The 26,320-nt window shown below is 43.1% G+C and carries 24 protein-coding genes and 1 riboswitch; of the genes, 7 read left to right on the top strand and 17 right to left on the bottom strand.

The window, feature by feature from the left end; translation table 11 throughout:
• The first annotated feature begins 166 nt into the window (after window positions 1–166).
• The 4 genes from OCV30_RS15230 to OCV30_RS15245 all read left to right on the top strand — a co-directional run bounded on the left by OCV30_RS15230 (window position 167) and on the right by OCV30_RS15245 (window position 2,576).
• The gene (locus tag OCV30_RS15230) at window positions 167–427 is read left to right on the top strand and encodes a BufA1 family periplasmic bufferin-type metallophore (protein WP_004736650.1); all 261 of its coding nucleotides are present in this window, start codon (window positions 167–169) and stop codon (window positions 425–427) included.
• A gap of 64 nt (window positions 428–491) precedes the next feature.
• A complete protein-coding gene (gene bufB, locus OCV30_RS15235; protein ID WP_065679804.1) occupies window positions 492–1,352 on the top strand; it encodes an MNIO family bufferin maturase in 861 nt (286 codons plus the stop codon).
• Window positions 1,349–2,116 (top strand): HvfC/BufC N-terminal domain-containing protein, encoded by a 768-nt coding sequence (locus OCV30_RS15240; protein WP_065679805.1) that lies wholly within the window; start codon window positions 1,349–1,351, stop codon window positions 2,114–2,116. The genes bufB and OCV30_RS15240 overlap by 4 nt, the downstream gene beginning before the upstream one ends.
• A gap of 1 nt (window position 2,117) precedes the next feature.
• Entirely contained in the window at window positions 2,118–2,576 is a 459-nt protein-coding gene (locus OCV30_RS15245; protein WP_016787601.1) for a DoxX family protein, read from the top strand.
• Window positions 2,577–2,643: 67 nt separating this feature from the next.
• Here the strand turns inward: OCV30_RS15245 and tsrA are convergent, their stop codons facing one another.
• Together tsrA and OCV30_RS15255 are read right to left on the bottom strand one after the other, a co-directional pair.
• Entirely contained in the window at window positions 2,644–2,925 is a 282-nt protein-coding gene (gene tsrA, locus OCV30_RS15250; RefSeq protein ID WP_016787602.1) for an H-NS-like global regulator TsrA, read from the bottom strand.
• Between the two features lie 102 nt (window positions 2,926–3,027).
• On the bottom strand, window positions 3,028–4,227 hold the full coding sequence (locus OCV30_RS15255) for a multidrug effflux MFS transporter (protein WP_026012368.1): 1,200 nt from the start codon (window positions 4,225–4,227) through the stop codon (window positions 3,028–3,030).
• Between the two features lie 101 nt (window positions 4,228–4,328).
• On the opposite strand from OCV30_RS15255, the gene OCV30_RS15260 reads away from it, so the two are divergent.
• The gene (locus OCV30_RS15260) at window positions 4,329–5,270 is read left to right on the top strand and encodes a LysR family transcriptional regulator (RefSeq protein WP_012605070.1); all 942 of its coding nucleotides are present in this window, start codon (window positions 4,329–4,331) and stop codon (window positions 5,268–5,270) included.
• A 122-nt stretch (window positions 5,271–5,392) separates the two neighbouring features.
• The gene (locus OCV30_RS15265) at window positions 5,393–7,183 is read left to right on the top strand and encodes an aminopeptidase P family protein (RefSeq protein WP_065679806.1); all 1,791 of its coding nucleotides are present in this window, start codon (window positions 5,393–5,395) and stop codon (window positions 7,181–7,183) included.
• A 169-nt stretch (window positions 7,184–7,352) separates the two neighbouring features.
• Here the strand turns inward: OCV30_RS15265 and thiH are convergent, their stop codons facing one another.
• The 15 genes from thiH to OCV30_RS15340 all read right to left on the bottom strand — a co-directional run bounded on the left by thiH (window position 7,353) and on the right by OCV30_RS15340 (window position 24,969).
• Window positions 7,353–8,480, bottom strand: coding sequence for a 2-iminoacetate synthase ThiH (gene thiH, locus OCV30_RS15270; protein WP_065679807.1), 1,128 nt, complete (start codon window positions 8,478–8,480; stop codon window positions 7,353–7,355).
• Between the two features lie 7 nt (window positions 8,481–8,487).
• Window positions 8,488–9,252, bottom strand: coding sequence for a thiazole synthase (locus OCV30_RS15275; RefSeq protein ID WP_065679808.1), 765 nt, complete (start codon window positions 9,250–9,252; stop codon window positions 8,488–8,490).
• A 2-nt stretch (window positions 9,253–9,254) separates the two neighbouring features.
• Window positions 9,255–9,464, bottom strand: a complete 210-nt coding sequence (gene thiS, locus OCV30_RS15280; protein WP_065679809.1) for a sulfur carrier protein ThiS — start codon at window positions 9,462–9,464, stop codon at window positions 9,255–9,257.
• The gene (locus OCV30_RS15285) at window positions 9,461–10,243 is read right to left on the bottom strand and encodes a HesA/MoeB/ThiF family protein (RefSeq protein WP_065679810.1); all 783 of its coding nucleotides are present in this window, start codon (window positions 10,241–10,243) and stop codon (window positions 9,461–9,463) included. Before OCV30_RS15285 ends, thiS begins: the two co-directional genes overlap by 4 nt.
• Complete coding sequence (locus tag OCV30_RS15290; RefSeq protein ID WP_065679811.1) at window positions 10,233–11,525, bottom strand: thiamine phosphate synthase; 1,293 nt, start codon at window positions 11,523–11,525, stop codon at window positions 10,233–10,235. The genes OCV30_RS15285 and OCV30_RS15290 overlap by 11 nt, the downstream gene beginning before the upstream one ends.
• Window positions 11,525–13,474, bottom strand: coding sequence for a phosphomethylpyrimidine synthase ThiC (thiC, locus tag OCV30_RS15295; RefSeq protein ID WP_065679812.1), 1,950 nt, complete (start codon window positions 13,472–13,474; stop codon window positions 11,525–11,527). Before thiC ends, OCV30_RS15290 begins: the two co-directional genes overlap by 1 nt.
• Before the next feature lie 129 nt (window positions 13,475–13,603).
• Window positions 13,604–13,702: riboswitch (TPP riboswitch) on the bottom strand.
• Between the two features lie 62 nt (window positions 13,703–13,764).
• Window positions 13,765–14,148 carry a fluoride efflux transporter CrcB gene (gene crcB, locus OCV30_RS15300; protein ID WP_004736665.1) on the bottom strand — a complete coding sequence of 128 codons (384 nt, stop codon included), beginning with the start codon at window positions 14,146–14,148 and terminating at the stop codon, window positions 13,765–13,767.
• A 100-nt stretch (window positions 14,149–14,248) separates the two neighbouring features.
• Window positions 14,249–15,631 (bottom strand): multicopper oxidase family protein, encoded by a 1,383-nt coding sequence (locus tag OCV30_RS15305; RefSeq protein ID WP_065679813.1) that lies wholly within the window; start codon window positions 15,629–15,631, stop codon window positions 14,249–14,251.
• Window positions 15,632–16,522: 891 nt separating this feature from the next.
• On the bottom strand, window positions 16,523–18,172 hold the full coding sequence (locus tag OCV30_RS15310) for an ATP-binding protein (protein ID WP_017084388.1): 1,650 nt from the start codon (window positions 18,170–18,172) through the stop codon (window positions 16,523–16,525).
• On the bottom strand, window positions 18,169–19,257 hold the full coding sequence (locus OCV30_RS15315) for a DUF4297 domain-containing protein (protein ID WP_065679814.1): 1,089 nt from the start codon (window positions 19,255–19,257) through the stop codon (window positions 18,169–18,171). The genes OCV30_RS15310 and OCV30_RS15315 overlap by 4 nt, the downstream gene beginning before the upstream one ends.
• 478 nt (window positions 19,258–19,735) lie before the next feature.
• Window positions 19,736–22,630, bottom strand: coding sequence for a DNA polymerase (locus tag OCV30_RS15320; protein ID WP_065679815.1), 2,895 nt, complete (start codon window positions 22,628–22,630; stop codon window positions 19,736–19,738).
• 192 nt (window positions 22,631–22,822) lie between these two features.
• On the bottom strand, window positions 22,823–23,098 hold the full coding sequence (locus tag OCV30_RS15325; protein ID WP_065679816.1) for a hypothetical protein: 276 nt from the start codon (window positions 23,096–23,098) through the stop codon (window positions 22,823–22,825).
• Between the two features lie 19 nt (window positions 23,099–23,117).
• A complete protein-coding gene (locus tag OCV30_RS15330; RefSeq protein ID WP_017099698.1) occupies window positions 23,118–23,579 on the bottom strand; it encodes a hypothetical protein in 462 nt (153 codons plus the stop codon).
• A gap of 632 nt (window positions 23,580–24,211) precedes the next feature.
• Window positions 24,212–24,409 (bottom strand): hypothetical protein, encoded by a 198-nt coding sequence (locus OCV30_RS15335; protein WP_370736704.1) that lies wholly within the window; start codon window positions 24,407–24,409, stop codon window positions 24,212–24,214.
• A 293-nt stretch (window positions 24,410–24,702) separates the two neighbouring features.
• Window positions 24,703–24,969, bottom strand: a complete 267-nt coding sequence (locus OCV30_RS15340) for a hypothetical protein (RefSeq protein WP_065679818.1) — start codon at window positions 24,967–24,969, stop codon at window positions 24,703–24,705.
• Window positions 24,970–25,236: 267 nt separating this feature from the next.
• On the opposite strand from OCV30_RS15340, the gene OCV30_RS15345 reads away from it, so the two are divergent.
• A complete protein-coding gene (locus tag OCV30_RS15345) occupies window positions 25,237–26,118 on the top strand; it encodes a helix-turn-helix transcriptional regulator (protein ID WP_065679819.1) in 882 nt (293 codons plus the stop codon).
• The last annotated feature ends 202 nt before the right edge of the window (window positions 26,119–26,320 follow it).

The following is a 26,320-nucleotide window of genomic DNA, read 5'->3' on the forward strand; positions in this document are numbered from 1 at the left end:
TTAACATCATAAAATCATCAACTTAAAATGAAACTCATCATTAATATTGATATTTCTTATAATGTCGTGAAATTATTTCCTGGTTCTTCCTATCCTTTTTAGTAAGCAAGTTAACAATCCATTAACCTGCGATATGAAATACTATTAAGTCCTAGAGGGAATGACTATGAAAAATTCTAATCTTGCTGTTACAGCTGCAATCACAAGTGTACTAGCGTTCGGCGGTGCAGTTCTTACATCAGCACCTGCGGAAGCAGCAGCAAAAGAAAAATGCTACGGCGTGGCAAAAGCTGGCCAAAATGATTGTGCAACCAAAACAAGTTCATGTGCGGGTACAGCAAAAGAAGACAACCAATCCGATGCATTCGTAGTCGTACCTAAAGGGCTGTGTGGCAAATTATCAGGTGGTAACACTCAATCATCATAATTGAGCTGCTTAGCATGGTGAGCTGACATTCAGCTCACCTCCACTTCTTATTTGGAGAATCGTTGTGACTCAAACTCTTCATCCCAACACAGGGGTTGGCCTTAGAACACCGCACTTGGACTTCTTTAGCCAAAACCCAGCCTTAGTGAGTTGGTTAGAGGTGCACAGCGAGAACTACTTTTTAACTCAATCACCGCAACGTCAACAACTCCGAGAAATTCGTAACGCCCACAACATCAGTTGCCACGGTGTGGGTTTGTCTCTCGGTTCTGTTGAGCGCATCAACCCAAATCACTTACTACAGCTGAAAGAACTCATTGATGACATCGAGCCGTTCTTGGTTTCTGACCATCTCAGCTGGAGTCAGACCGGCGGTCATTACTTCAATGACTTGCTACCGCTGCCTTACACAGAAGAAGCGTTAGAAATCTTCTGTCGTAATGTCATCGAGGTTCAAGACAGCCTGCAACGCCCTATGTTGATTGAGAACCCATCGAGCTACCTAGCCTTCAAGCATTCAACCATCCCAGAGTGGGAATTTTTGGCCGAGGTACAGAAACGCACTGAGTGTCACCTACTGCTCGATTTCAATAATATTTTTGTCTCATCTTTTAATCATGGCTTCAGCTGTGAAGAGTACTTAAGCGGAATTCCTGCAGACAAAGTGGAAGAGATTCACTTGGCAGGTTTTACCAAAAAGAAACTCGAACAAGGTGAGATCTGGATAGACACCCACAGCAAACCAGTCTGTGACGAAGTGTGGCAACTCTACACACAATGGATAGCACAACATGGTTTGCGCCACACCTTGATTGAGTGGGATCTAGACATCCCAGAACCACAAGTCTTATTGGCTGAAGCAAGCAAAGCCAGTGATATCTTGTATCAACACGACAAGTTCAACCAAAGGAGTCGCGCATCATGAGCCACTCTTTAGCTAATGTGCAATCGGAGTTTGCGAACGCGTTACGCTACCAAAACAATGGTGAGCATTGCGACATCGTGAGCGACCATTTTACTGATGAGCAACGCATCCAGATTTACCGCAACAACTTTGTGATTAGCTTGAGCGAAGTACTGGCAGCAACCTACCCACTCACTGAAATGCTGGTTGGTGAAGAGTGCTTCCAACAGATGGCTCGTCAACATGTCTTAAGTTATCCATCAACCTCTGGTGATGTCAGCGGTTATGGGGAACACTTTGAACAGACTATCCAAGCCTTTCCTGCCGTGATTGAGGCTGCACCTTATCTCACTGAAGTGACTTTGTATGAATGGCAAAAAGATAGCTTAGTAAGATGTACTTCAGAATCACATGTCGACCAGCGCCCCCTTTCTTGTTTAGCTGATGTGCCACAAGAGCAACAAGGCGCTTTAGTATTTCATCTCAAAGGTTCAATAACACTAGTCAATTCTAGCTATACGATGATCGCGCTTGAGCAAGCTATCTATCAGCAGCAACTCGACGGGTTAGACATCAACCAACCTGAATTTGGGGTGTTAATCCGAGCCGAGAATTCACAGATTGAGAGTCATTGTTTGACAGAAGAATGCCACCAACTATTAACTGAATTGCAATCGGGTCAAACGCTCGTTGAGATTGACCCTTCATTACTACAACATCTGAATACTGTCATGGCGCTTAACGTCATCTCAGGTTTTTCAATCGATGCCGAATTGGAGACATAATATGGATAACAACACAGTCACGAACATGATGGCTCAATACGACAATTTGATTGAGAAATCACAGGCACTTTTTGTTCCAGTGCTTCTGCTATTTTGTCGCCTTTGGGTGGCATGGGTATTCTTTAATTCTGGGCTGACTAAAATAGCAACTTGGGATAGCACTCTGTACTTGTTTGAATTGGAATACCAAGTCCCACTGTTACCTTGGGAGTTAGCGGCCTATATGGGTACTGCCGCTGAATTGATTCTGCCAGTATTCTTAGCACTTGGTTTATTAACACGACCTATGGCTGCAGCACTATTCGTTTTCAATATCATGGCCGTCGTGTCATACCCTGTATTGTGGGCGCAAGGCTTCTACGATCATCAGCTTTGGGGATTAATGATTCTTATCGTCGTTGTATGGGGCGCAGGACCATTTTCATTGGATAGAATCTTGAAGAAGCAATTTAGCAACTAGTCCTCATCGCAAATCCAAAACGCAAAAAACCACTCAAATGAGTGGTTTCTTTTTAACTGGTGAAAAACTACTTGCTCAGAAAAGCTTGTAATTCCTCAGCTGAAATACCTTGCTCTGCCAGCTCTTTTGCTAGCAGCTGAACTTGTTCACCTTTACGAGATTCAACCACGCGTTGAAACTGGTAAATAATATCTCGCAAAGTGTCGATTGGAACTTGTTTTGCCGCACTGCGAATACGCTCTTCACTTTGGTTTCCTAGCTCTTTAAGCAATTTACCAAACATGACCTTTTCAGGTGCATCTTCCATTTGTTCTAAGATGCGCGCCATTTCGTAGGTTGTTAATGACATTACAGTATTTTCCGTTGGGGACTAACGTTTCAATGAGTGACAAATATACCATGTTTTAACGTTTCGCAAACCGCCATTTGTATATTTTGTCACCCTTGAGACTTATGCCTTAGCAAACGTCGTGTGCCACGACTTACCTGCTTTGCTCGCAAGTACTAACAATGCTGGAACAATCAGGAACATTTGCAGCGCAATCATCACTTGTGATGTTAAATCAAGGCGCTGCATGGTACCAACCAGTAACCCTGAGCCACTCATTTGGAACAAACCAAGCAACGCAGCTGCGGTACCCGCACGGTCACCGAAGGGTTCAAGTGCCTTACCGGCTGCAGCACCAAGAATCCAAGCAAAACCAACTGAAGACAAGAAGATTGGCAGCATGAATGCGATCGCACTAGCATGGTCAGCAAGTACCAACATAATGACGCCAGCCAGACCCAATGTTGAGATACCTACAACTAACGCCTTATATGTACCAAAACGGTCCATGAACTTCGGAGCAGTGAATGCAGCCGTGATGTTGATAACCGCGTTAATACCAAACCAGAAGGTAAATTCGTTCATCGTCAAACCTAGGTTTTCCATCAACACAACAGGTGCAGAGGTAACGTAAGCCAGGATCACTGCCATTGCCATCAAGCACAATGTCGCATGGAAGATGAATGATGGTGTTTTCAATACCGACCAGTAACGCTCAAGTTTGAACACCGCGACCTTTTCTGTCGCAGGATTAGACTCTTTCATTTGGAAAAACAAAATTGTGCCAACCACGACAGCGAACACAGCCATGAAGCTGAAGTTCGAGCGCCAGCCAAACTGTTGAGTCAACCACGCACCCAGAATCGGTGCTAATGCAGGAATAAAGCAAATTGCACCATTTAGGTAACTGATCATACGGCCACTCTTCTCAGGGCCAAATAGATCGCGAACCGTCGCAAAGGCTGCTACAGAAGTCGCACAAGCTCCTAAGCCTTGTAGCAGCCGAGCTATTAGCATCATATCAATCGATTGAGCTGCCCACGCCAAGCAAGCACTCAATGCATAGATACTAACACCTCCCAATGCAACGGTTCGACGTCCTAGCTTATCAGCCAAAGGGCCTGCAAATAATTGCCCGACACCCATGGCGAATAAAAACCAAGTAATCGTATCTTGTGCTAGTGCGTGTTCCACGTGAAACGCTGTTGAAATTTGTGGCAGAGCTGGAAGATAAATATCTATAGCCAGAGGGCTAAATAGAACCAGCATTGCCAATAAAGCAACCTGCAGTTTACTAGGGGTTGGAAGCGCGTTAGAAGGCACAAGATTCTCCGAATGAGTTAATTTAGGTGCATAATAACCAACTAAAGATATGAACAAAAATGGCATATACTCATTAGCATTATTCCAAATAGGAAACTCACATGAATATCGAGAAACTATCACGCCTCGACCTCAATCTATTAGTTTGCTTGCAGGTGCTGATGGAAGAGCTGAGTGTCACTCGCACTGCGCATCGATTATGCTTGAGCCAGTCAGCGGTGAGTAAGTCATTGGCCAAGCTTCGTGAACAATTTAATGACCCCCTTTTTACGAGAAGTGCTCATGGCCTACGACCAACACCGAAAGCTGTGTTCCTCAAGCCTCGGTTAGAAACGTTGATCAACCAACTTGATGTTCTCACTCAGCCTGAGACATTCATTCCCAACAACAGTGACCATAGCTTTCACATTGCTGCCGTTGAGAGTGTGTACCCACTGATTCTTCCTCATTTCTTACCGGCAATATTTCGACAAGCACCTAAGGTCAATATCAACACCCACGCGTGGACAGAACAAACCTTTAAGAAGCTGCAGCTTGGCGAACTAGATATCGGACTCACTGGCAAAGACATCGACATCAACGATGCGCGTTTAACCATGCTGCCGCCAGATGATATTTGCGAACAAGAGATCTACCGCGATGCACAGATGTGTGTACTAAGACGCAACCACCCTGCTCTGAGTGGTAAATGGGATCTGGAAACCTACCTTGCGCAGCGTCATGTACAAGTAAGGTGTGATGGTAACGACCGCTGGCTGCTCGACTACAAACTGGCTGATCTTGGCCATCAACGTGATATCGCTATTTCTGTTCCAGACTTCAATAGCGCCGCAAGCCTGTGTACTTACACCGACTTTGTGTTTACCGCACCAAGCCACTTTACTTACCTCGTCGCTAAGCAACTCGACTTAGTGGTTGTTCCTTTACCAATGGAATTCCCACCGATGGCATACACTTTGTTTTGGCACCGTGACAGAGAAAATGACCCAGCCTTAACTTGGTTGCGAGATATCATCAAAGAAAAAACTCTGCACCTTAGATAAAAATGGCGTACAGCGTTTGCAGCAAACGAACAAAAGCGCTAGCTTATTGACCTAATAAGTCCCCTCGCATGTATATCGACTGTGAGTGTTAACAAGGACCCTAACAATAAGGATAAACACAGATGCACAATATCACTGCTGAACGCGTTGCTGCAGTTCGATCTTGGCTTGAAACAAACAACCTAGATGCCGTTATCATTCCACATGAAGACGAATATCTAGGTGAATACGTTCCCGCTCATAACGAGCGACTTCACTGGTTAACAGGTTTCACTGGCTCTGCAGGTGCCGCTGTTATCACTCGTGAAACTGCTGCTATTTTTGTAGATGGTCGCTACACCGTTCAGGTTCGTAAGCAGGTACCAGCAGAGTTATTTGAGTATCGCCACCTTATTGAAGAACCGGCTTTAGATTGGATCATCAATTCATTGCCACAAGGCAGTAAGGTTGCATTCGACCCACGCATGCACACCGCTGCTTGGTTGAAAGGCGCACAAGCAAAACTAGCGGAGAAAGTTGAGTTAACGACACTCTCTTCTAATCCAATTGATGAACTTTGGTCTGATCGCCCTGAACCTGTCGTGTCTGATGTTCGCCTAATGGCAACAGATGCCGTTGGTCAATCAAGTGAAAGCAAACGTGCGGAGATTGCTGGCTTACTAAAAGCAAAAGGTGCGGACGCCGCTATCCTTACCGAGCTAGACTCAATCTGTTGGTTGCTTAACATTCGTGGCTTGGACGTATCTCGCCTACCTGTTGTACTGTCTAATGCAATCATTCACGCTGATGAAAGCGTCGATTTCTTCCTAGACCCAGCACGCATCCCAGCAGGCTTTGAAGCACACGTTGGTAATGGTATTCGCGTTTCTCACCCATCAGAGCTTGAAGCGCGCCTTCAGTCTTTAGAAGGTAACAATGTGTCTGTCGATTCAGGCACGAGTAATGCTTGGTACACGCTGGTTCTGCAAAACGCTGGCGCTCACATCATTGAAGCAGCAGACCCATGCCTAATGCCAAAAGCTGCTAAAAACGCAACTGAGATTGCAGGTATGAAAGCGTGTCACATTCGAGATGGCGTGGCGATGGCGAAATTCCTGTCTTGGATTGATGCAGAAGTCGCGCAAGGTAACCTACACAACGAAGCGGTACTAGCAGACAAAGTACAATCATTCCGCGAGCAAGACCCGACGCTGATGGATCTAAGTTTTGACACCATTTCTGCGGCAGGCGGCAACGCTGCAATGTGTCACTACAACCATGAGAATCAACCTGAACCAGGTCAGTTAGAAATGAATACTCTGTACCTAGTCGATTCAGGCGGCCAGTATCTAGATGGCACAACAGACATCACGCGTACTATCGCGATTGGCCAACCAAGTGACGAAATGATTCAGCAGTTCACTCTCGCACTGAAAGGTCATATCGGCATCGCACGAGCTCGTTTCCCACAAGGCACTCGTGGTTTCCAACTTGATATCCTAGCGCGTCAGCACTTATGGGCAGAAGGCTTCGATTACGACCACGGTACTGGTCACGGTGTTGGTCACTTCCTAAGTGTTCATGAAGGGCCGCAAAGCATCTCTAAGAAGCTTATCGACGTGCCTCTTGTTGAAGGTATGGTGTTATCAAACGAGCCGGGTTACTACCGTGCTGATGAATTTGGTATCCGTATCGAGAACCTAGAACTGGTGGTTGAGCTGCCAACTCAAGGTGATTTTTCAGTACTAACGTTTGAGTCGCTAACTCGTTGTCCTATCGATAAGCACAACATCAATGTTGATTTGCTAACACGACCTGAACTGGCGTGGCTGAACGACTACCATCAGAAGGTATGGAACGACGTTAGCCCACTAGTTGAAGGTGATACATTGGAATGGTTACGCCAATCAACAACACCACTTGCTCACGCTTAACGCTTCACTAAGCTGTTAGCTGAACCAAAACGAGCTTGCTCGGTTAATAAGTTAAATAGCAAATAGCAAATAGCAAATAGCAAATAGCAAAACGGCTACCCAAAGGTAGCCGTTTTTATTTGCCTGTATCATTACGATGTTTCACGTGGAACATCGACCAATATGTTGATTAACCAGAATAGGCACTGTGCCAGTCTCGCCACACTGGGTCGAAACCTCGCTGACGAATCATTGACTCAACATCGGCAGCACTTCTCTCGTCGCTTATCTCAAATTGCTCAAGCTCTTCTTCACCAGAAGCATAACCACCGGGTTGGGTTTTAGAAGCCGCCGACATACTCGTGATTCCCAATGGCAACACATTGTCGCGGAAGGTTGCTGACTCACGAGTAGATAGAGATAGCTCGACTTCAGGATTCAAGAGTCGATATGCGCAGATAAGCTGAACCAATTGTTTGTCGTTCATGACTGATTTAGGCTGTAATCCTCCACTAGAGTCTCCACCCTCACACGGACGAAGACGCGGGAATGAAATTGAATAGCGAGTCTGCCAATAAGTGCGCTCTAGGTAATCTAAGTGAGCAGCAACAAAAAAGCAGTCGGTTCGCCAATCTTCCAAACCAATCAAGGCACCAATCCCTATCTTATCGATCCCCGCCTTTGCCAAGCGATCAGGGGTTTCAAGACGATATTCAAAATCCATTTTATTACCGCGTAGGTGATGTTCAGCGTAGGTCCTTGGCTGATAAGTCTCTTGATAAACCATCACTGCATCTAAACCTAGCGTTTTAAGTTCTGCGTAATCTTGTTGATCAAGCGGCTGAACTTCCATCGCAAGGTAGTTGAATTGCTTTTTGATGTTCGGCAACACCTGTCGAAAGTAATTCATCCCGACCTTAGTTTCATGTTCACCGGTGACCAACAAAACGCTATCGAACTTCATCTTTTTGATAGCCGCACTTTCGGCATCAATTTCATCCAACGTAAGCGTGCGGCGCTTGATACGGTTCTCCATTGAGAAGCCACAATACGTACACGCATTAGCGCACAGGTTAGATAGGTATAAAGGAATATAAAGCGACATCGTATTGCCGAATCGCTTGCGTGTTAGTGCCAAAGATTGTTGCGCCATCTGCTCTAAGTAAGGTTCTGCCGCCGGAGAGATCAGAGCCTTAAAGTCTTCTAAGTCACGTTTGGGTTTACTCAGAGCACGTTCAACATCCGCTGCCGTTTTACTGAAGATAGACATACCAATGTCATCCCAGTTGAGCTGTTTAAATCGATCAACAAACGTCATAGCACTACTACTCGTCTAGGAATGAAGTTAACGGGCTTGAAGCAACCGCGTGAGATACTTTTCCTGCAAGTCCAGCAAGGTAAGCTATACGCCCCGCCTCAACTGCCAACTTAAACGCAATTGCCATATCAACAGGTTGTTGCGACGCAGCTATAGCCGTATTCACTAACACAGCGTCTGCGCCCATTTCCATTGCACGAGCAGCATGCGATGGCGCGCCTATGCCTGCATCCACAATCACAGGGACATTCGCTTGGTCGATAATGATCTCTAAGAAGTCTGCAGACGCAATACCCTTATTTGAACCAATAGGTGCGCCCAGCGGCATAACTGCAGCACAACCCACCTCTTCCAAGCGTTTACACAATACTGGATCAGCATGGCAGTAAGGCAACACAACAAAGCCATCTTTAACCAGTTGCTCAGCGGCTTTAAGCGTTTCAATTGGGTCTGGCATCAAGTACTTTGGATCTGGGTGAATTTCCAGTTTGAGCCAATTTGTGCCTAGCGCTTCACGAGCCAAATGCGCAGCAAAGATGGCATCTTTTGCATTCTTAGCGCCTGATGTATTCGGTAGTAAGTTTACGCCAGCATCAATGATTGGTTGTAAAATGTCGTCTTGCTCAGAGCGAATATCGACTCTCTTCAACGCCATGGTTGCCAGTTGCGAACCTGAAGCTTCAATAGCACTCGCCATCAAATGCTTGTTCGCGAACTTGCCGGTTCCTGTGAAGAGTCGAGATTGAAACGTTTTATCAGCGATAGTTAACATGGTTAGCCTCCTGCAATAGCTTGGAAAAGGGAAATAGCATCGCCTTCATTGACGACCGTGTTTTGCCACTGGCTGCGCGGGACAACCGCATTATTGATTGCAAATACACACCCCAGATCAGGTAGTGATAAAGCGTGGATAATGTCCGCTAGAGACGACAAGTGCGCGACCTGTTCTGGTTGCTCGTTTATAGAGATCGTTATATGACTCATTGGATTTCTTCTTCTAAATGCTTAACTGCAGACGCACTGCACACGGGACATTCACTATCTTGAGTGACCATTAAGTTTTGCCAGTTCATCGTTTGGCCATCGAACAGTTTGAGCTGGTGTGTTGCTACCTGAAACTCACCACGAGTTAAATGTTGAATAGCAGCCAAAGCTTGAAGGTTACCTATGGTGCCAACAACTGGGCCTATGATGCCGCTATCACTACAACGAGTCGTTTGTGGATGATGACTGAACGGGAACAAACAGTGATAGCACCCTTTCTGATTCTGATAATCAAATACAATAAACTGGCCTTTCCAACCGATTGCAGATCCAGAAATCAAAGGTGTATTGCTGCCGAAACACGCTTGGTTAACCTGCTGGCGTGACGCAAAGTTGTCAGTACAATCCAACACCAAATCAGCGAGCATCACTTCAAGTTCAAGCTGACTGTCACTCATTCGCTGATTGATGGTTCTAACTTGACTGCGGCTATTGAGCTCAGTCAGTTGTTGCTTCATAGCTTCGACTTTAGGCGAACCTAACTGAATTTCTTTGAACGCGACCTGTCGTTGCAGGTTAGATGAATCCACACAGTCATCATCAACCAACACGATCTTTCCAACACCAGAAGCTGCAAGGTAAAGAGCCGCAGCATTACCTAAGCCACCACAACCAATCACTAACACATGGCTATTTAATAGGTTTCGTTGTCCTTGTTCACCGACTTCAGGTAACGCAATTTGTCGTTGATAACGAATAAATTCAAAGTCACTCAGCATAGCTAGGCTCCTGCATAACCTCTTCTTTGAGAGCTGGAGGTTTAGACGCCATCAGTTTTTCGAAAAATTCGATCACCTTTTTAGGGTCTTCCGCTAATGTAATCGCACGAACAACCGCCAAACTCGACACCCTACAATCCCACACCTGCTCAGCTGTCGATTGGTCAATACCACCAATAGCAACCGTCGGATAACCGGTGAGTTCTTTTGTATATGGGATAGTATCAATCAGCTGTTGATACAGAGATAAACGAACTATACCCTGAGGCTTTGATGGCATCTGCTTAGTCGTTGTTGGAAAGATGTGGCCTAGCGCAATATAGCTTGGGTTGATTTGAACAATGCGCAGTAACTCGTAATAGCCATGAGTCGATAAACCAATCTTTATACCCGCTTGGCTCAACTGTGAGAGGTTTGATTCTTCAATATCCTCTTGCCCCAAATGAACACCAAAAGCGTCATGCTTGAGTGCAAGCTGCCAGTAATCATTGATAAAAACTTGAGCGTTATGCTCTCGACCAAGCTCGATAGATCGTGCGACTTGTTGCTCTAAGTCCGCTTGCTGCGGGTTCTTAATACGTAGTTGAACAGTGTTGATTCCAAGCTTGAGTAATCTTTCGATCCAGTCAACATCATCAACTACGGGGTATAAACCGAGGCTACTCTTATTCAATTCAGGAAAAGAAAGTGATGTCCCTTGGTTAGCCCAACCTACGCTTATATCCAATCGTTGATCTTCAAGAACAGGGATAGGAAAATTTTGGTAATGTGCAGGCCATGTTCCACGTGAAACATTAGATGCTGCGCGAGCTAAAACTAGTGCGTCTTCTAATGGGAATTCCAGCGCCAACAAAGTAAGTAACCAAGCAAAGTGGCCGCGATTATCTAACTCCTGATGAGCTGTAGTTTCACTCTTGATAGCACGATTAGCATCTAGGTGTGACCAGATATCCAGTACAGCTGAATCATCTGAGATACCGATATAGATAGTATTCGGAGTTTGTATAAAGGCATCACAAACGTCAGTTAACGCGACTGAATTACTGTAATCAACAACATGGTTCAATTCCGCTAACTGACACTTAGCCAATGAATCAACATCATGAGCAAAGCCAATAGATAACGCCTGCTGAGCATCAACGATAGAGAAGTATTGAGTTGGGCTTACGCCCAACTCAACTGCATCGGTTGCAAAGCCTTGTCGCTTAGCAACCAATAGACAGTTCTGCACTTCTCCCGTTAACTCAATATTTTGAGATGGGATGAGTATCTTCACTGTCATTATTCCTCTAGTTGAGCTTCTTTTGCACCTACTGCAGGGTGGTAAAGTTCAGAGCCGGTATCACGGAACTCTTGTGATTTCTGACGCATTCCTTCCAACGGGTTATCCAACATCTTAATTTCGATAGCCTTATCAGCCGCCACTTGTTCGGTGTCTTTCGCATACTCTCGTACTTCCTGAGAGATCTTCATCGAGCAGAATTTAGGTCCACACATAGAGCAGAAGTGAGCAACCTTACCCGACTCTTGTGGCAGAGTTTCATCATGGAAAGCACGCGCGGTTTCCGGATCTAAAGCTAGATTAAATTGGTCTTCCCAACGGAATTCAAAACGCGCCTTTGATAATGCATTGTCGCGGATTTGTGCGCCCGGATGTCCTTTTGCCAAGTCTGCTGCATGTGCTGCCAGCTTGTAAGTAATCAAGCCAGTCTTCACGTCTTCTTTGTTTGGTAAGCCTAAATGTTCTTTAGGAGTGACATAACAGAGCATCGCACAGCCGTACCAACCAATCATGGCGGCACCAATACCAGAGGTAATATGGTCGTAACCAGGGGCAATATCTGTCGTCAGTGGACCTAAAGTATAGAAAGGTGCTTCGTGGCAGTGCTCTAACTGCTCTTCCATATTCTCTTTGATTAGGTGCATTGGCACATGTCCTGGGCCTTCAATGATCACCTGCACGTCGTATTCCCAAGCTACCTTAGTCAACTCACCTAAAGTACGTAACTCCGAGAATTGAGCCTCATCATTGGCATCTGCAATAGAACCCGGGCGTAGGCCATCACCCAATGACAGGGCAACATCGTACTTCGCACAGATCTCGCAGATCTCGCGGAAGTGAGTATAAAGGAAGCTCTCTTGGTGATGTGCAAGACACCATTTCGCGATAATAGAACCACCACGAGAAACAATGCCAGTGACACGTTTAGCCGTCATCGGAACGTAGCGAAGCAACAAACCTGCGTGGATAGTGAAGTAATCAACACCCTGCTCTGCTTGTTCAATCAAAGTATCGCGCATCACTTCCCAGTTAAGGTCTTCCGCAACACCATTCACTTTTTCAAGGGCTTGATACATAGGAACCGTACCGATTGGTACAGGGCTGTTACGTAAGATCCATTCGCGAGTTTCGTGAATATTACGGCCGGTAGAAAGGTCCATTACGGTATCGCCACCCCAGCGAGTTGACCATACTAACTTCTCAACTTCTTCTTCAATCGAAGAGCTTACTGAAGAGTTACCGATATTAGCGTTCACCTTCACTAAGAAGTTACGGCCAATAATCATCGGTTCTGATTCTGGGTGGTTGATGTTTGAAGGGATAATAGCTCGACCTTCAGCAACCTCCTTGCGCACAAACTCAGGGGTAATTTCTTTCGGTAGATTTGCGCCAAAGTTATGGCCAGGATGTTGGTGGTTAAGCTGCTCATCAGCAAACTTCTGACGCCCCATGTTCTCACGTATAGCAATGTACTCCATCTCAGGAGTGATAATCCCCTGACGAGCATAGTGCAGCTGAGTAACACATTGATCGTCAGTCGCGCGACGAATTCTAGGTAGATTGCCGTAACGAAGGTCGTCTAGAGTTTCATCTTCTAAACGTTCTTTAGTGTAAACAGAGCTTACATCGTCTAACAGTTCCGTATCACCACGCTCATCAATCCATTGCTCACGCAACTTTGGAAGGCCGCTATACAGGTCTATTTGATGCTTGGGGTCAGTGTAAACACCTGAGGTATCGTAAACTTGAATGGGTACATTAGGTTCGAATACAGGCTCTTTTTTGGTACCACCGACAAGGCTATCAGCAAGTGATATTTCTCGTACAGGGACTTGAATATCTTCTCGAGATCCTTGGATGTAAGCTTTTTTTGAATTTGGATAAGGTTGTACGGATAAAGAATCGATGAAATTCTTCGCTTCCAGTCTTGCTTGTTTACGACTCGACATAGCATTTTTCCTTGGCTTTTAGCCATTATTTATAGGGATAAAAATGCTTGACGGATTAGATGCTACAAGAGGGATCACGGTAAGAAATACAGTTGTGATCTGGAGATAGATCTCTAGATGGATTCTAGTTAGATATCTACTCTTGTTCCCTTCGCAGGTATTAGCCTGATCAGGTTCAACGGATCCCGAGTTAACGGTCTCAGCCATATGGCACTCCGACAAGTTCGATCGAGTATATAAAAACGCCTTGGATAAACCAAGCCGAGTTGTTAACAAATCGTAAGAAAGTTTTAAGACTTTATCAAAAGTTGGAAGCCGATCCATGCTGCTGAGATGCTGAGAACCACGTTAAGTAGCACATTGAGTCCCATCTTAAAGAAAGCACCCTGCTGCATAAGAAGCACGTTATCCATCGAAAATGTAGAAAATGTAGTCAGTGCTCCAAGGAAGCCAAGACCGATAATTTGTCTCCATGGTTCTGTCGCAACCATCTCATTCTCAAACGCTGCGATGAGTAAGCCCATAATTAAAGAGCCAATCACGTTAACAGTTAGCGTACCATAAGGAAAACCACGCCCTAGCATCACCACACATAACTCTGAAATCAAATAGCGCGAACAAGCACCAAATGCGCCACCAATGGCAATAAAACCTAAAATAGATAACTGACCCATGAATCCTCCCAAACAATAATCCCTATATTCTAGCTTTAACGCTGATAAAAGCGAGGGTAGAAACTAAGAATGCATGCGCAAATATTAAACGTTACAGGTGTCACTTAACTTCGATATATCCCATTAAACCCGTTTTCATGTGTTCTATAACATGACAGTGATACATCCAACGTCCTGGGTTGTCGGCAAAAAATGCGGCTTTCGCTCGACCATTCTTTCCAAGTAACACAGTATCGGTATGGAAAGGTTCTTCAATTTTTTTACCATCAAGTTCCAATACAGTGAATGTATGACCATGAATATGAATCGGGTGATGATATTGAGTGACGTTCTTAAGATCGAATATGTAAGTCTTACCTAGCTCTAAAGTCGCCAACGGCTCAGGGATATTGTCTTTGCTCATCCCCTCCCACGCTCGTTTATTAGTAAGCCAAAATTTAGGCATCGATTTACCATCTTTAGATACAGGTGAAACCGCCCCCTCCCACTCGAACACGAAATCGATCTCTTCAGCATTAGCAAGATCTAGATTAGGTACTGGATTCAATGGTAATAATGGCAACACTCGCTCTTGAGTAAATGCTGAATCTACGACTTCAAATTCACACAAAGAAAATGGGAAACGCCCCTTCATTTGGAGAACGTTAACTCGCTCACCAGCTTTAGGAGCGACCAGTCCGATATCAACACGCATACCCGGACCAATTTTATGTTGAGTAAGTTTATAAGGCGTTTTCACAGGGTTACCATCAATGGCAATCACCCATGCCTCAGCCCCTTCGATAGCAATAGGATAAGTGATCGTATTATCGACATTCGCAATACGCAGTCGAGTCGTTGCGTGCTGCTTTAATTGGTATACAGGTTCATGAACACCATTGACGCTGCTCCACTCTCCTGGAGTACCCATACGAGCACTGAGTCGAGGAATCATTAAGCCTTTCCATTGACCTTGCTTGTCGATATGCCAATGTTTAAGCATCAATGCGTGTTCTTCGTCAAACTGCACGGGAGTGCTTTCTTCTACGATAATAAGGCCAACTAAACCCATACCAAGTTGTTTAACGCTATTCATATGTGGGTGATACCAAAATGTGCCAGCATCTGGCGGCGTAAACTCATAAATGAATGTTTCACCTGGCATGATCGGTGGCTGACTTAAGAAGGGAACACCGTCCATTTCGATAGGAATTCTTAAGCCATGCCAATGAATAGTCGTCGGCTCTGATAGCTTATTCGTAAAACGAATTGTGACCTTTTCACCCTGTCGACATCGAATCGTCGGAGCTGGAATCTGTCCATTAAAGGCTAAAACATTAGTGTCAAATCCCACGACTAATTCAGCCATTGAAGGTTCAGCAGTTAAGTCATAAACATACTTACCTTGAGCATCAACAGACTGCTTCATAGAACAAGCGGGTAAAACAGTGAGTGCAGATATAGCGAGAGATGATTGAATAAACTTACGACGGGAAATATCCATATTTGTTGCCTTTTAGTAATAACGACCAAAATGTAACAAAATATTGAGAATAATTCTCATAAAGAAGTGGGGATTGTGCTGTTGGTTGTTTATAAAAGAGGCTGGGATAAGTGAGCACTTACCTTTCTAAGGCCAAATATCAGCCAATGCAAGAAATGACAGCTTAAATATCACACATATAGAAAGCCAAAAGACCTCTATCTTCGACTCGATCTTCAAACTATTACGGAAGCGTTAAGGTTCGAATATCAACATATCCAAATAGGAAAAGTTGCGTAAAAGCATTATGAGTCGAAGCTAATAAAAAAGGCTCCAGAATTTCTGCTGAGACTTTAAATATGGCAGGAGTGGAGATTTAGACTCCCAACGCGCGCTGTTTTGGTAAGTCGGGGAATCCGCTGCTTTGCTAATGGCGTATAATTAGCTTCAGAAAGCAAAAAGGCTCTAGCATTTCTGCTAGAGCCTTAAATATGGCAGGGGTGGAGAGATTCGAACTCCCAACACGCGGATTTGGAACACGTAATTTCGCTGCATTAAAGACACAATCAAACAACTAACCTGACTATGTTGGCATGTCTCATATGGGAATTACGCAAGCGAATAGACTGCAATACGCTCACCACGGAATGTTATTTACAAATAGTATCGAGAACCACTGACCAACTAACACCACGTCTAAACTTCGAGCTAAATTTCCGACTATGTCTTTAGCAATGGATACATTGTAGCCATTCAACCAGCGATTAGTGGGACTGCCCTACCATTATCAGGGTTTAACATTCAGTAAATAACTTAAAGTATCTTAGGGTCGCTTTCACAGACAACGCCTAAAGTATGGCGATGATACTCTTTGTTACGCGATTATATCTCTGTCGATATACTCGCAACTCTTCAAGACAATACAGCTTGTTGATATAAAGGCATAATTTGTTGATAAGCCTCGTCGTAAAGATTCGTTTTTAACAAGCTATATTTTTCAATCATAGTCAGTGTTTTAAATTCATCTGTTGCCTTCTCAAAAGAAACTGAACCAATAATTAGTTGACTATTAGTTGAAAGACCGTCGATACATAAATCGAAAAGCTTTTTCGCTGTATGTGGGTCAGGGTCTTGCTGTTTAGGCGAATCGATTACCACAGGAAGCATTGGGTTTGTTGATTTATCTTCTATCGTTTTAAGAAGAGCATAGTGATAAGCCAATATAGCTCTTGGAGCACGGCTACCTGTTTCGCTCTTCGAGATCGGACCGTATTGAAGAATAGTGCCAACTTTCGGATCTTTAATACCTAACTCAGTTTGTGCCAATTTTAATGACTCTTTGAATTTGTCATTAATTTCTTTGGAGCGCTTTTTATCATCGAACTTTGCAATCTCTTCGGATAGCTCAGTTCTAGCGACATCTAATTCACCTATTTTCTGTAGCAACTCATTAATCTGCTCATCGAAAGTGAACTCAACCTGCTTACTTGCTTGTGATTTAATAACGTCTTGAAGAGTCAAGTGTTCTTTTACTTCCTGAAGCATACCTTTCAGCTCAGAGCTTAACTTTTGAGCATTTTTCAAATCTTCTTTGATACTTGTAATTTTCTCATCATATACTGACTTTTGCTCATACAATTCGGGGACGATTTGTAAAAGCTTATCTCTATTTTCAAGTACCGCATATTTGGCTTCTAAGCCTGCCGATGGCGATAGAGAATCGATGTTATTTTCATCAAGCTGTCTTTTTGATTCTTCTATCTCAGCTACTAATTCATCTCGCAAAGATAAGACTTCAATTAGCTTGATTCTGTATTCTGTTTCTTCCTGATGCAAGTCTTGACACTTACGAAGGAACCGCTCTAATAATTCTTCATAATATTCAACATCAACATCAAAAAGTACTCTTCCAAATGATTCTTCGAAACGCTTCTTTGCAGCTTCTAGAGCTTTTAATGTTGCTCTGATTTCTTCGAGGTCGATATCAATTAAATTAATCTTTCCTTGAAGCTTATAATATTCCTTGGGCTTTACACCTGTATGGAAGTTTAAGATGTTTTTCTGCCAATCTTTGTACATTGCCAAGCTACTGAATGAATCTAAAATCTTCCCCCAGCCACTATCTTGATCAATATAAAAAGGAAGGTAAAGACTTGCTGGCTGTGCTTGCCCTTGAACCAAGTTACTCTTAGTAACAAGCTCTAAGTTGAAATCAAAGATATCTCTTACAGCTAATGCAATGTCTGTACGTGAATTAGAGGTGACTAAGTGTTTCTGTCCTTCAGTGATATCAAATATGGAAATACGTTTTTCGTGTCGAACAAAAGCATAATCACGATCATTAACACAAATAACCACTTTTGAAATGAAGTTATCATCCTTCCACTTTTTATCTAGACGAACATCAGCACCTAATGTGTGATATAAGCTCTTGATAAAGCTAGATTTACCTGTGTCGTTCTCACCCGTAATTATATTTATATCTGGTGAGAATTCGAAGAAGAACCCTTTCTTATCACGAAGTGATAATATATGAACACTTTTGAAGTAGATGCTTTTCATATCTCACCTCCCTCTAATAGCTTCTGGATTATTGAATAAACAACGATACATTCTTTCTTCCCTTGCTTTAGAGCCAATGTATAGTCCGGACAAAGTGCATCAATTTTTTGCATGGTTTCAATTACGTATAGTTTTAAATCCGAATGGATCTTAACCTCGTCGTAAAGGCTAACTGCATATTCTAAATATACAGTCGACGGATTCTTTGTATTTCGATTAAGGTCCATACAGAGTTGTGAGAACATTGCTTTAAGCGGAATGAGCTGGAAAGGTGTCTTACCGAGATCACTAAATACAGTTTTCGTCATTTCCCAATCAGGCTTCATGCTGTTGCTTGCATTCAACGAATCAAGAACACCGTTAAATGCTTGGGATGAAAAACCTTTTCGAGAAATAAGGTCTGCAAAATCAATGATATCTGCTGACTTTACCTTAGATTTGTCTCGGCATTCTCGTTCAAGTAAAGACGCTAATACATTAATACTCAAGTTAGAGCTATCCCCAAACTTCTTGCTAAGGAAGTCGCACAGCTTACCTTTTAAATGTGTAATATGATCCTCTAGGCTCAGTGAGGATTGAACAAAACTCATCACAGAAAGATCAATGCTAGCATCATCAAGTTTTACTTGTTCTTTCAATGCTTGTTTAAAGCTAGTCTTATATTCATCCTTTACCTCATCCGCACTAAACGAAGATTTACCGCCGTTCTGTTCGCACAAGTTAAATGAAGCATTAGTAACAAACATTAACTTAGGCGAATAATCAGAAAAATTCTTATGGTGAATGAATAATTTACCAACGATAGATACTGGCTTTTTCTTCGTGCTACTACTAAGAGAAGATGCAGTCCAATGCGACTCTCTGGTTTTTACCTGCGCAAAAATAAGATCTTTTGGGGAAACTTCATCATCTAGAATAAGAACATCATCATGATACTCGAAGATAAACACGTAGTTCTTTCCATCCAGTTCATATTCCAGCATTTGAGATAACGCCCAGCAAGTCTGATAATCAAATCCACGTTGAGCAACCTCACCACCTCTTTCAGACTGCGGAATACTAATCAAAGCTTCAGCTAAACCCATACTCTCCCTTATGCATTGCTAAATGGACTAACATAATCACATTACCTATCCGATTGAATGCAAATTGTAGCATGGGAAGTATATCTAATAACTGACTTTTACTCTTAAGGCTATGTTCTAATTCAAACTTTTAAATGTTAAAGATTGGCATAATAGAAAAGCTAAAGGTAGGCAGTGATCAAAGAATCAATTAACCGCCTCTTTTATCAGCACAGCTAACGAACTAAGTGAATAGCTAGTATCAAATACTAACATAACTAACTGATTTGCATAATTTAACCCGTCAATTTCGCCACATATCTTTAGCAATGTATCCATTGCCGTGTTTCCAATAACTATCATTAGAACCATCCCAACAACGAAACCTCCTGTACATCACCAGAGAATGGCAGCAATCGTTCCACTCACTGCTACCACCTGTTCTAAAATTGAAAGCCAGACCCCTTTCGGAATCTGGCTCTGTAAGTGTTACGCGATACTACGCTGCTAGTTTTTCAGTATGTTCTCGGCTGTACTCTTCTAGCATGGAAACTGCTTCTTCAACCTCGATAGGATGGAAAATCAATGTCATATCGACCCTTGGGTACTTACGCACTAACCATGATAGGAGTGGCAACATGCGAGGCGTTACAGGTAACTTAGATTCCAGTAGCTTACGTCCCTTCGAATTTGCTAAATCTTGTTTAGTGATACCTTCTATACCGTCAGTCTCAAACATAGAGACCATCTTATCGTAATGACCTCGTGGAGCGCGTTTTGGAGCCTCTGGTAGCCCCCATTTACCTTGAGTGATAGCTCGTAACATCTGTACCTTGAAAATGCCCTCTGAGCCATCTCCTAGGTATTTAACACCAGTTCCCTTGAGATAACTACGAACCTTATAGAAGTCCATCCAATTGTCCCAATCTTCCATCGTTTTTAGGCAGTTGTTTACACGCCACTCGTCGAAATAAGTACGAGCATCTAAACCTTCATCAACGGTATTCCATGGAATAGTATCGAACGATAGGTGCTCTACCATTTCACCGCTTTTAGGGTGACGAACTTCCACCATACGAGGGTTTACGGGGCGACGTTTAAAGTCATATTCGAGGTTAAGTGTCTGTTCGATATGGATAGAAATCAGGTCGAGTTCCTTTAACCATTGGTCACGCGCTGAAGCTAAGTGTTTACGTGCAACTTTCTGACCCGGATAACGATCTAAGAACAACTCGACCATCCACTCATTTTCATCTACGCCTTTCGGTGCTTTTATCCCTGCTTTAGCGCATATAGGTTTTGTATATCCTAATTCAGCAGTCAATTGTCCACGAGTCTTCATAGAGATAATCTGTTTAGCATGGTGCTTTAGTTGCATCATGTCTTCGCCACTGACTTCAGTACAGATTTGCTGGAAGCGTTGTGCTAATGGACCGTCTAAGCATTGCTCTAATTGCTCTTCTGTGGCATTGCACAACCAACCGTCTGTGGTGGCTGAAATTATCTTAATGTCATCGCCATAACGCTCGCAAAGCTTGCCAATAACCTCAAGCATGGTAGCGCGAACATAAGACGTGCAGTATGCCCCGTAGTGCGCGTTAGTCACTGGTGAGTATGGGATGTTCTTACTCAATCCTGTAGCAAGATCGAACCCTTTTGAGTTGCTGCACCCCTGCAAAGTTTTGCCATAAAGCGAGTTACCTACCAACTTCCATAGCCCGCTGTACAGCTCATTTCCTGCTTTCTTGTACTTGGAACGTTGCTTACGAATGATAGTGGTGAAGTCCTTATACATAGATGTCGAACCCTCAACCCAAGGGATTACCATTCCATGTAAGATCTCAATTTCACACCCAATATCGTGCGCCAGTTGAAGCTCTGGCGACGTTACATAAGTTTCCCCTTCCATCGGATAATAGATGCCACGAAGATCGGTTCGACAAGGCATGACAGGAAATCGGATACCGTCTGGATGTTTAAAGCGAACATACGCAAAACCCATGGTATCACCTAGATAGTCTTCAATATTCTTAGATTCGAAGGTATTAGGGTAATCGGCCTTTTTAGAGTTGACTAAGCTGGTCGTGTACGCGCCGCTCAAATCATAATCAAAATAGTCACCTTTTTCAGATACCCCAAAGTAAGCTCCAAAATTACAACCACCAAACAAGGCTGAAACTGCAAGGTTATCGGTGTACTCTCGACTAACCGTTTTCGATATATCGTATGTGTTGCGAATAGCATTACTTTTTGCATGATAATACTGCTTTTTACGAGTCTCATATCCTAAAAAGTCATGCATTGCGGCTGTACTACCACACGTATGTCGGAACAACGACACACCAAGATTGCCTAATGTCGAAGGCAGGCTATTCAGCTCCAGACCAATATCTTCACGAAGGTCAACCAATGCGAACTTCTGCATCCGTAAACCATATTCCAAGGCAACATCCGCATCGCGAACCGCATACCGATTAAACAGACTAGTATCCTTACAATACAGGTCATCCATTCGCTCTATCATGTTGTCTGGTAGCGTCATTTTGGGGAAACCGCACTGCAACCCTAGCTCCTCAAGTGATGCCTTGCTACTCAACAAAGTTGTATCGATGAAGCGAAGCTTAGTTTCAAAAGCGTTATTTGATGAAGAGTAGAACTTGGTGTTTTCTATTTTATATTTACTGCGCCCGATGGAGTCCAGAGCGATACCGTAAGCACCGCGACCAGAGGTTACTGTACCTTGAACGACTGTTAGCGAGTTTTTATGGTTCTTGTTATTTTTACCGATGTTCCAAAACTCTTCGAAAGAAGCGATATCAGCACGAAGAAAATGAGCATAGATAAAGGTCTGCTCAGGCCATTCTTCGATGAAACCACGTGCTTTAGCTTTTATCAGTAATTCTTGGATGAATTTGTCAAAGCCGATCTTATAACCTTTCTTGGTAAGCTGCTTACGCTTATCCATTTCATCTTCTTTCGACAGACCTTGATCACGACACTGCTTAATCAGTTTCGCCATGTCGGTATGTTTCACGCCGCTAAACGACTTATCACCAATGCGAACACTGTAGGAGTAGCAAAGAATATCGTTCTTACCCGTCTCATGGTTAAAGACCCACTCAGAGTCTATCGATATATGGATAGCTTTACCCTTACCACGCATTGCCGCCCATGGAGCAGATTTAATCCCCTCTAAGTATCGATTAATACGTTTATCTATTTCCTTTTTAGCTTCCTCACGTCCTCGCAGCTCAGCTTCGAACTTGCTAACTTGATCATCTAAAAGCAATGGTTTTGTATCGAAGAACGTGGACTGCAGGAAGTCTTCTAATTCGTGCTCAGTTTCGCGCATCAATTGATATGTTGTTTTTGGGGCTGTTTCTAACGTTTTCATCTTTATTTATCCATTCGTTAAAATAAAAAAGACGAAGTACATCCATGACCGGACACACTTCGTCGGTTATCGGATATAGAAAGATTGGTAATAAAGAGGTGCTCGGAGATGAGACTAGTTTAGAAAAGGCTGGTATAGAATGGTGCGCACGAAGGCAGTGGTTTGCTAGACCGTATTACAGCGATATTATTCTTACTTAAACTTCGCTGTGCGAGCCCATGACTTAACAAACTTGATTAGTTGCAAATAGCCAATGCTATCGACACCTTTCTTTTCAACGTTGTTATTCATACAGGTACGCACATACTTCATTAAATAAGCAGATTGCTGCATTGTTCCATGTTCATCTTCGCAACTCTCGATACAGTGAGCGAGTAGTCCTCCCATTGTTCTGCGGTTACCCTGCGGACAATCTTGACCACATTTTTTGATCATTTCGATTAAGTCTTTCAGTTTCAGAGTGTTCATATCATTTACCTTCGTACGATTAGTGAGTGAATAGGATTTTAGTTAGATCAGGTTGTACAAACTTACCAGCTTCATAAGAAACCAGCGCATCATGTAACGCGTCAGCGACCTTCTCACGGGCTTCTAATTGGGAGATAGGCAGGAAGCTCAATATCGCATCACCCTCACCACGAATCAGAATGCCGTTATGATCTCGACCATTACAAGTCTCGACCGCCTCGATAGTAGAACAACGAACGTGATTACCTTTGCCTAGGTTGATAAAGCTATCTGAGTTGATCACCTCATCAGTACAAGCATCAGCATCGGCAACAGTTCTACCCTCTTTATCTGAAAGCTTTGCGTAGGAAACTTGTCGTCCTTTACCTTCGAGAAAAATAATTAAGTCTTCTAATCGAATAATTGAGGCAATTAATTTCATAGCTAGTGTGTTGCCATCTAGTGTCTGGATGAAACCTTTTTTCTGTGTCTTACGAGCCATTTTGTAGTCCTCTCGGGTGTTTAAAGAACGTTTAGCATACCCTTCAAAAATATATAATCAACACCACAAAAATACATAACCACTTGATTTAAAACAACTAAAAACATCAACAATGACTAAAAAAACCAAGAAAGTGAATAAGCAAATTTTAATCACGACGGTTTGCGCCCTCTTCTTGGCGTAAAACTTCTTCGAACAAAAAACATACGAAGTCTTTCTGAATGAATAATCAAGATGCCACTCGTTAAAATAATTTTTTTCTTTCTTGTTTGATCGAACAAATGTTGATCAATAAATCTCTTCTTATAGACTGGATATGTCTGAACAAAGTAAAGCTGTACTACTTAGAAGCAACAAAACCCAACCCTACTACACTAAATTTCAAACATTGTTTTTAGTGCAATGGGACAGTGCTGAATTTAGAACAGAATGAGCACAGCAATGACAAAGTGAATCATCGTGACTAGATAAAGAAACGAACATCAGCAACACTTCTACATTGCTAACACTGGTTGTGAAATTTATCTTTAATATCTTCGTAACTCGACATATCGAAGCCGTCGTCAATACGAACTCTGAATCATCAACGTAAGAAAAAAAAGAAGCAGAGATACCCCCTACTCCTTCAATCACTAGAGAACGTCTAGCTCATCCAGAACACCACCGATTAAGGCTCCACTGACAAACCCGATTGCACCACCAAGCACAACACCTTGAGGGCCAAACCTAGCTCCAAGTGCAGTCCCGTACTGTGCGCCTTTCAATCCAGTTGAAACGCTAGGCTTAAACCATCGTTGTTGAAGCATGATTCGATCATATGCTTTCATCATGATTCTCCTTTCCTATATATGAAAAAGAGGCGTACTCAATTAAGAATACGCCCCCTTAGATTTTTACCAATGCAGCTTTAGTGAGAGTGACCGCACACCTGACAGCTACCATCATCATATGCACGCTCACCACATGCAGGACAGGTTGTAACTAATATTGTTATTGATTTAATCGCCATGAAAAGGCTCCTTCTTGTTGGTTTATTAGGGTGTTGCGGAGCTCATTGATACCTCAGCCTAGAGAGTTCCAATTTCGAAGCTGAGATATCGTGAGCCAAGCTCCGCAACAAAACTTATAGTGCTTTACCTTTCGGGGTATCAGAGCCGCATTGAGTTACATCAGTAACATGACCGTTCATGGTTCCGCAGACATCCGCTTTCCATTGCACGATGGCACCGTAAGATGATGTGTTCTGAATACCTGCTTTACCATTCCATTGTGGCTCTAGCAGTTCTTTCATTTTCGAGATATCGCCCGGATTACCGCCGAACGTGCCACCTGCGAATACTGAAGATGCGAATAGTGAAGTTAGACCTAGCAGGATGATTAATTTTTTCACTTTTGTTTTCCTTAAATACGTAATGACGCCGCTTATAAGAGACGGCATTAACGTGATTGATGATTAGTTTAAAGAGGGTGAACGACAGGGTGTGTCGCTCGGATATAGAAATATTGAAATGATTGATGAATGCCTTGTAAGGCATACCTAGAGGTAGCTAATGAAAGTTATAGCAATATCAGTAACCTTATGAAAATTAGCTAGAAATAATCAGGTTCTTTCTCAGTGCGACACCACCTGACGAGTGACCTATCTACAATGCGTAGAATGAAAGAGCATGACAAACTAGCGAAACGACTTGGCATCATCCTGACCCGTTTAAATACGGGTGAGAAGTTGCATCTGGATGATTTAAGTCGTGAATTTGGGGTAGCAAGAAGGACGTTAAATCGTGACTTCAATGAACGGTTAAATTACCTACCTATACAACGTGACGGAGCTTGTTACTCGTTAGACCCTAAGTTCTTAGGCAGACAGACCAATAATGAGCTATCTCTCCTGCTGTTAAACATGGGGTTCGATACTTTGTTTTCGGGTAAGCACTATCTAAGTAATGGCGTACTGAACAACAAAACCGCACCACCTTTTCTCTTCAAGAACCCACAAGTAGAGGACATTAGTGAATGTGCTTCGGTGTTCGAGAAACTTATCGAATCGATACAACGACGAAACGTGATTAGCTTTAACCATGAAGGGAAAACCTACGATGAGTTTTTCGCATACAGGCTGATAAATGACTCCGGCTACTGGTACATCGCTGGGGCACAGAGAAACCGCTTAGAGTCTCTCAGAGTGGCTAAGATTCGTGAGTTAGTGCGTTACGAGGATAAATACTCTCCTGACTCTAGCGTTGAGCAGAAGCTAACTGGTTGTGGATATGAAGATGAACGACTCAATCCCGTTGAAGTTCTTATACAGATGAGTATTAAAGGGGTAGAAGCTTTCTTAAATGAAGGTAACTCTGATGACTTCCAAGTATTGAAAGAGCTGGATTCAGGGGATGTGTTCATTAGTCACGAAACCAAGAACATTTCAGAATTACTACGTCAACTTAAAACATGGTTACCTCATGTAGAGGTGCTCTCACCTGATTGGATACGTTACTTGTTGAAGCAAGAGCTCCAAACGTATCTAGACTCAACCAAGTAGAAGGCACTGAGCTGATTGAAGTACGTCGTTGGGCTTGTTGATGGTTCGTTGAGATGAAATGCAATCACCAAGCATAATGTCGTTTCTGTTCTCTGTTGTAGTCACTCCATGTCATAAAGAAACCACTATGCACCGGTTTTTAAGCTTTCGATGTTAGATATGGGAACTGGAGTGTTTTAATAAACTTCGAACCGATACCAGC

It is taken from the genome of Vibrio atlanticus (assembly GCF_024347315.1).
Lineage (GTDB): Bacteria > Pseudomonadota > Gammaproteobacteria > Enterobacterales > Vibrionaceae > Vibrio > Vibrio atlanticus.

Coding starts and splice junctions, on each gene's coding strand:
- crcB (WP_004736665.1), bottom strand. CDS start 14,148: ATGGGTCAGTTATCTATTTTAGGTTTTATTGCCATTGGTGGCGCATTT.
- OCV30_RS15315 (WP_065679814.1), bottom strand. CDS start 19,257: ATGGGTTTAGCTGAAGCTTTGATTAGTATTCCGCAGTCTGAAAGAGGT.
- tsrA (WP_016787602.1), bottom strand. CDS start 2,925: ATGTCATTAACAACCTACGAAATGGCGCGCATCTTAGAACAAATGGAA.
- thiS (WP_065679809.1), bottom strand. CDS start 9,464: ATGAGTCATATAACGATCTCTATAAACGAGCAACCAGAACAGGTCGCG.
- thiH (WP_065679807.1), bottom strand. CDS start 8,480: ATGACGTTTGTTGATCGATTTAAACAGCTCAACTGGGATGACATTGGT.
- OCV30_RS15325 (WP_065679816.1), bottom strand. CDS start 23,098: ATGAACACTCTGAAACTGAAAGACTTAATCGAAATGATCAAAAAATGT.
- OCV30_RS15245 (WP_016787601.1), top strand. CDS start 2,118: ATGGATAACAACACAGTCACGAACATGATGGCTCAATACGACAATTTG.
- OCV30_RS15330 (WP_017099698.1), bottom strand. CDS start 23,579: ATGGCTCGTAAGACACAGAAAAAAGGTTTCATCCAGACACTAGATGGC.
- OCV30_RS15320 (WP_065679815.1), bottom strand. CDS start 22,630: ATGAAAACGTTAGAAACAGCCCCAAAAACAACATATCAATTGATGCGC.
- OCV30_RS15305 (WP_065679813.1), bottom strand. CDS start 15,631: ATGGATATTTCCCGTCGTAAGTTTATTCAATCATCTCTCGCTATATCT.
- OCV30_RS15345 (WP_065679819.1), top strand. CDS start 25,237: ATGAAAGAGCATGACAAACTAGCGAAACGACTTGGCATCATCCTGACC.
- OCV30_RS15260 (WP_012605070.1), top strand. CDS start 4,329: ATGAATATCGAGAAACTATCACGCCTCGACCTCAATCTATTAGTTTGC.
- thiC (WP_065679812.1), bottom strand. CDS start 13,474: ATGTCGAGTCGTAAACAAGCAAGACTGGAAGCGAAGAATTTCATCGAT.
- OCV30_RS15335 (WP_370736704.1), bottom strand. CDS start 24,409: ATGATGAAAGCATATGATCGAATCATGCTTCAACAACGATGGTTTAAG.
- OCV30_RS15230 (WP_004736650.1), top strand. CDS start 167: ATGAAAAATTCTAATCTTGCTGTTACAGCTGCAATCACAAGTGTACTA.
- OCV30_RS15310 (WP_017084388.1), bottom strand. CDS start 18,172: ATGAAAAGCATCTACTTCAAAAGTGTTCATATATTATCACTTCGTGAT.
- OCV30_RS15265 (WP_065679806.1), top strand. CDS start 5,393: ATGCACAATATCACTGCTGAACGCGTTGCTGCAGTTCGATCTTGGCTT.
- OCV30_RS15285 (WP_065679810.1), bottom strand. CDS start 10,243: ATGCTGAGTGACTTTGAATTTATTCGTTATCAACGACAAATTGCGTTA.
- OCV30_RS15275 (WP_065679808.1), bottom strand. CDS start 9,252: ATGTTAACTATCGCTGATAAAACGTTTCAATCTCGACTCTTCACAGGA.
- OCV30_RS15240 (WP_065679805.1), top strand. CDS start 1,349: ATGAGCCACTCTTTAGCTAATGTGCAATCGGAGTTTGCGAACGCGTTA.
- OCV30_RS15290 (WP_065679811.1), bottom strand. CDS start 11,525: ATGACAGTGAAGATACTCATCCCATCTCAAAATATTGAGTTAACGGGA.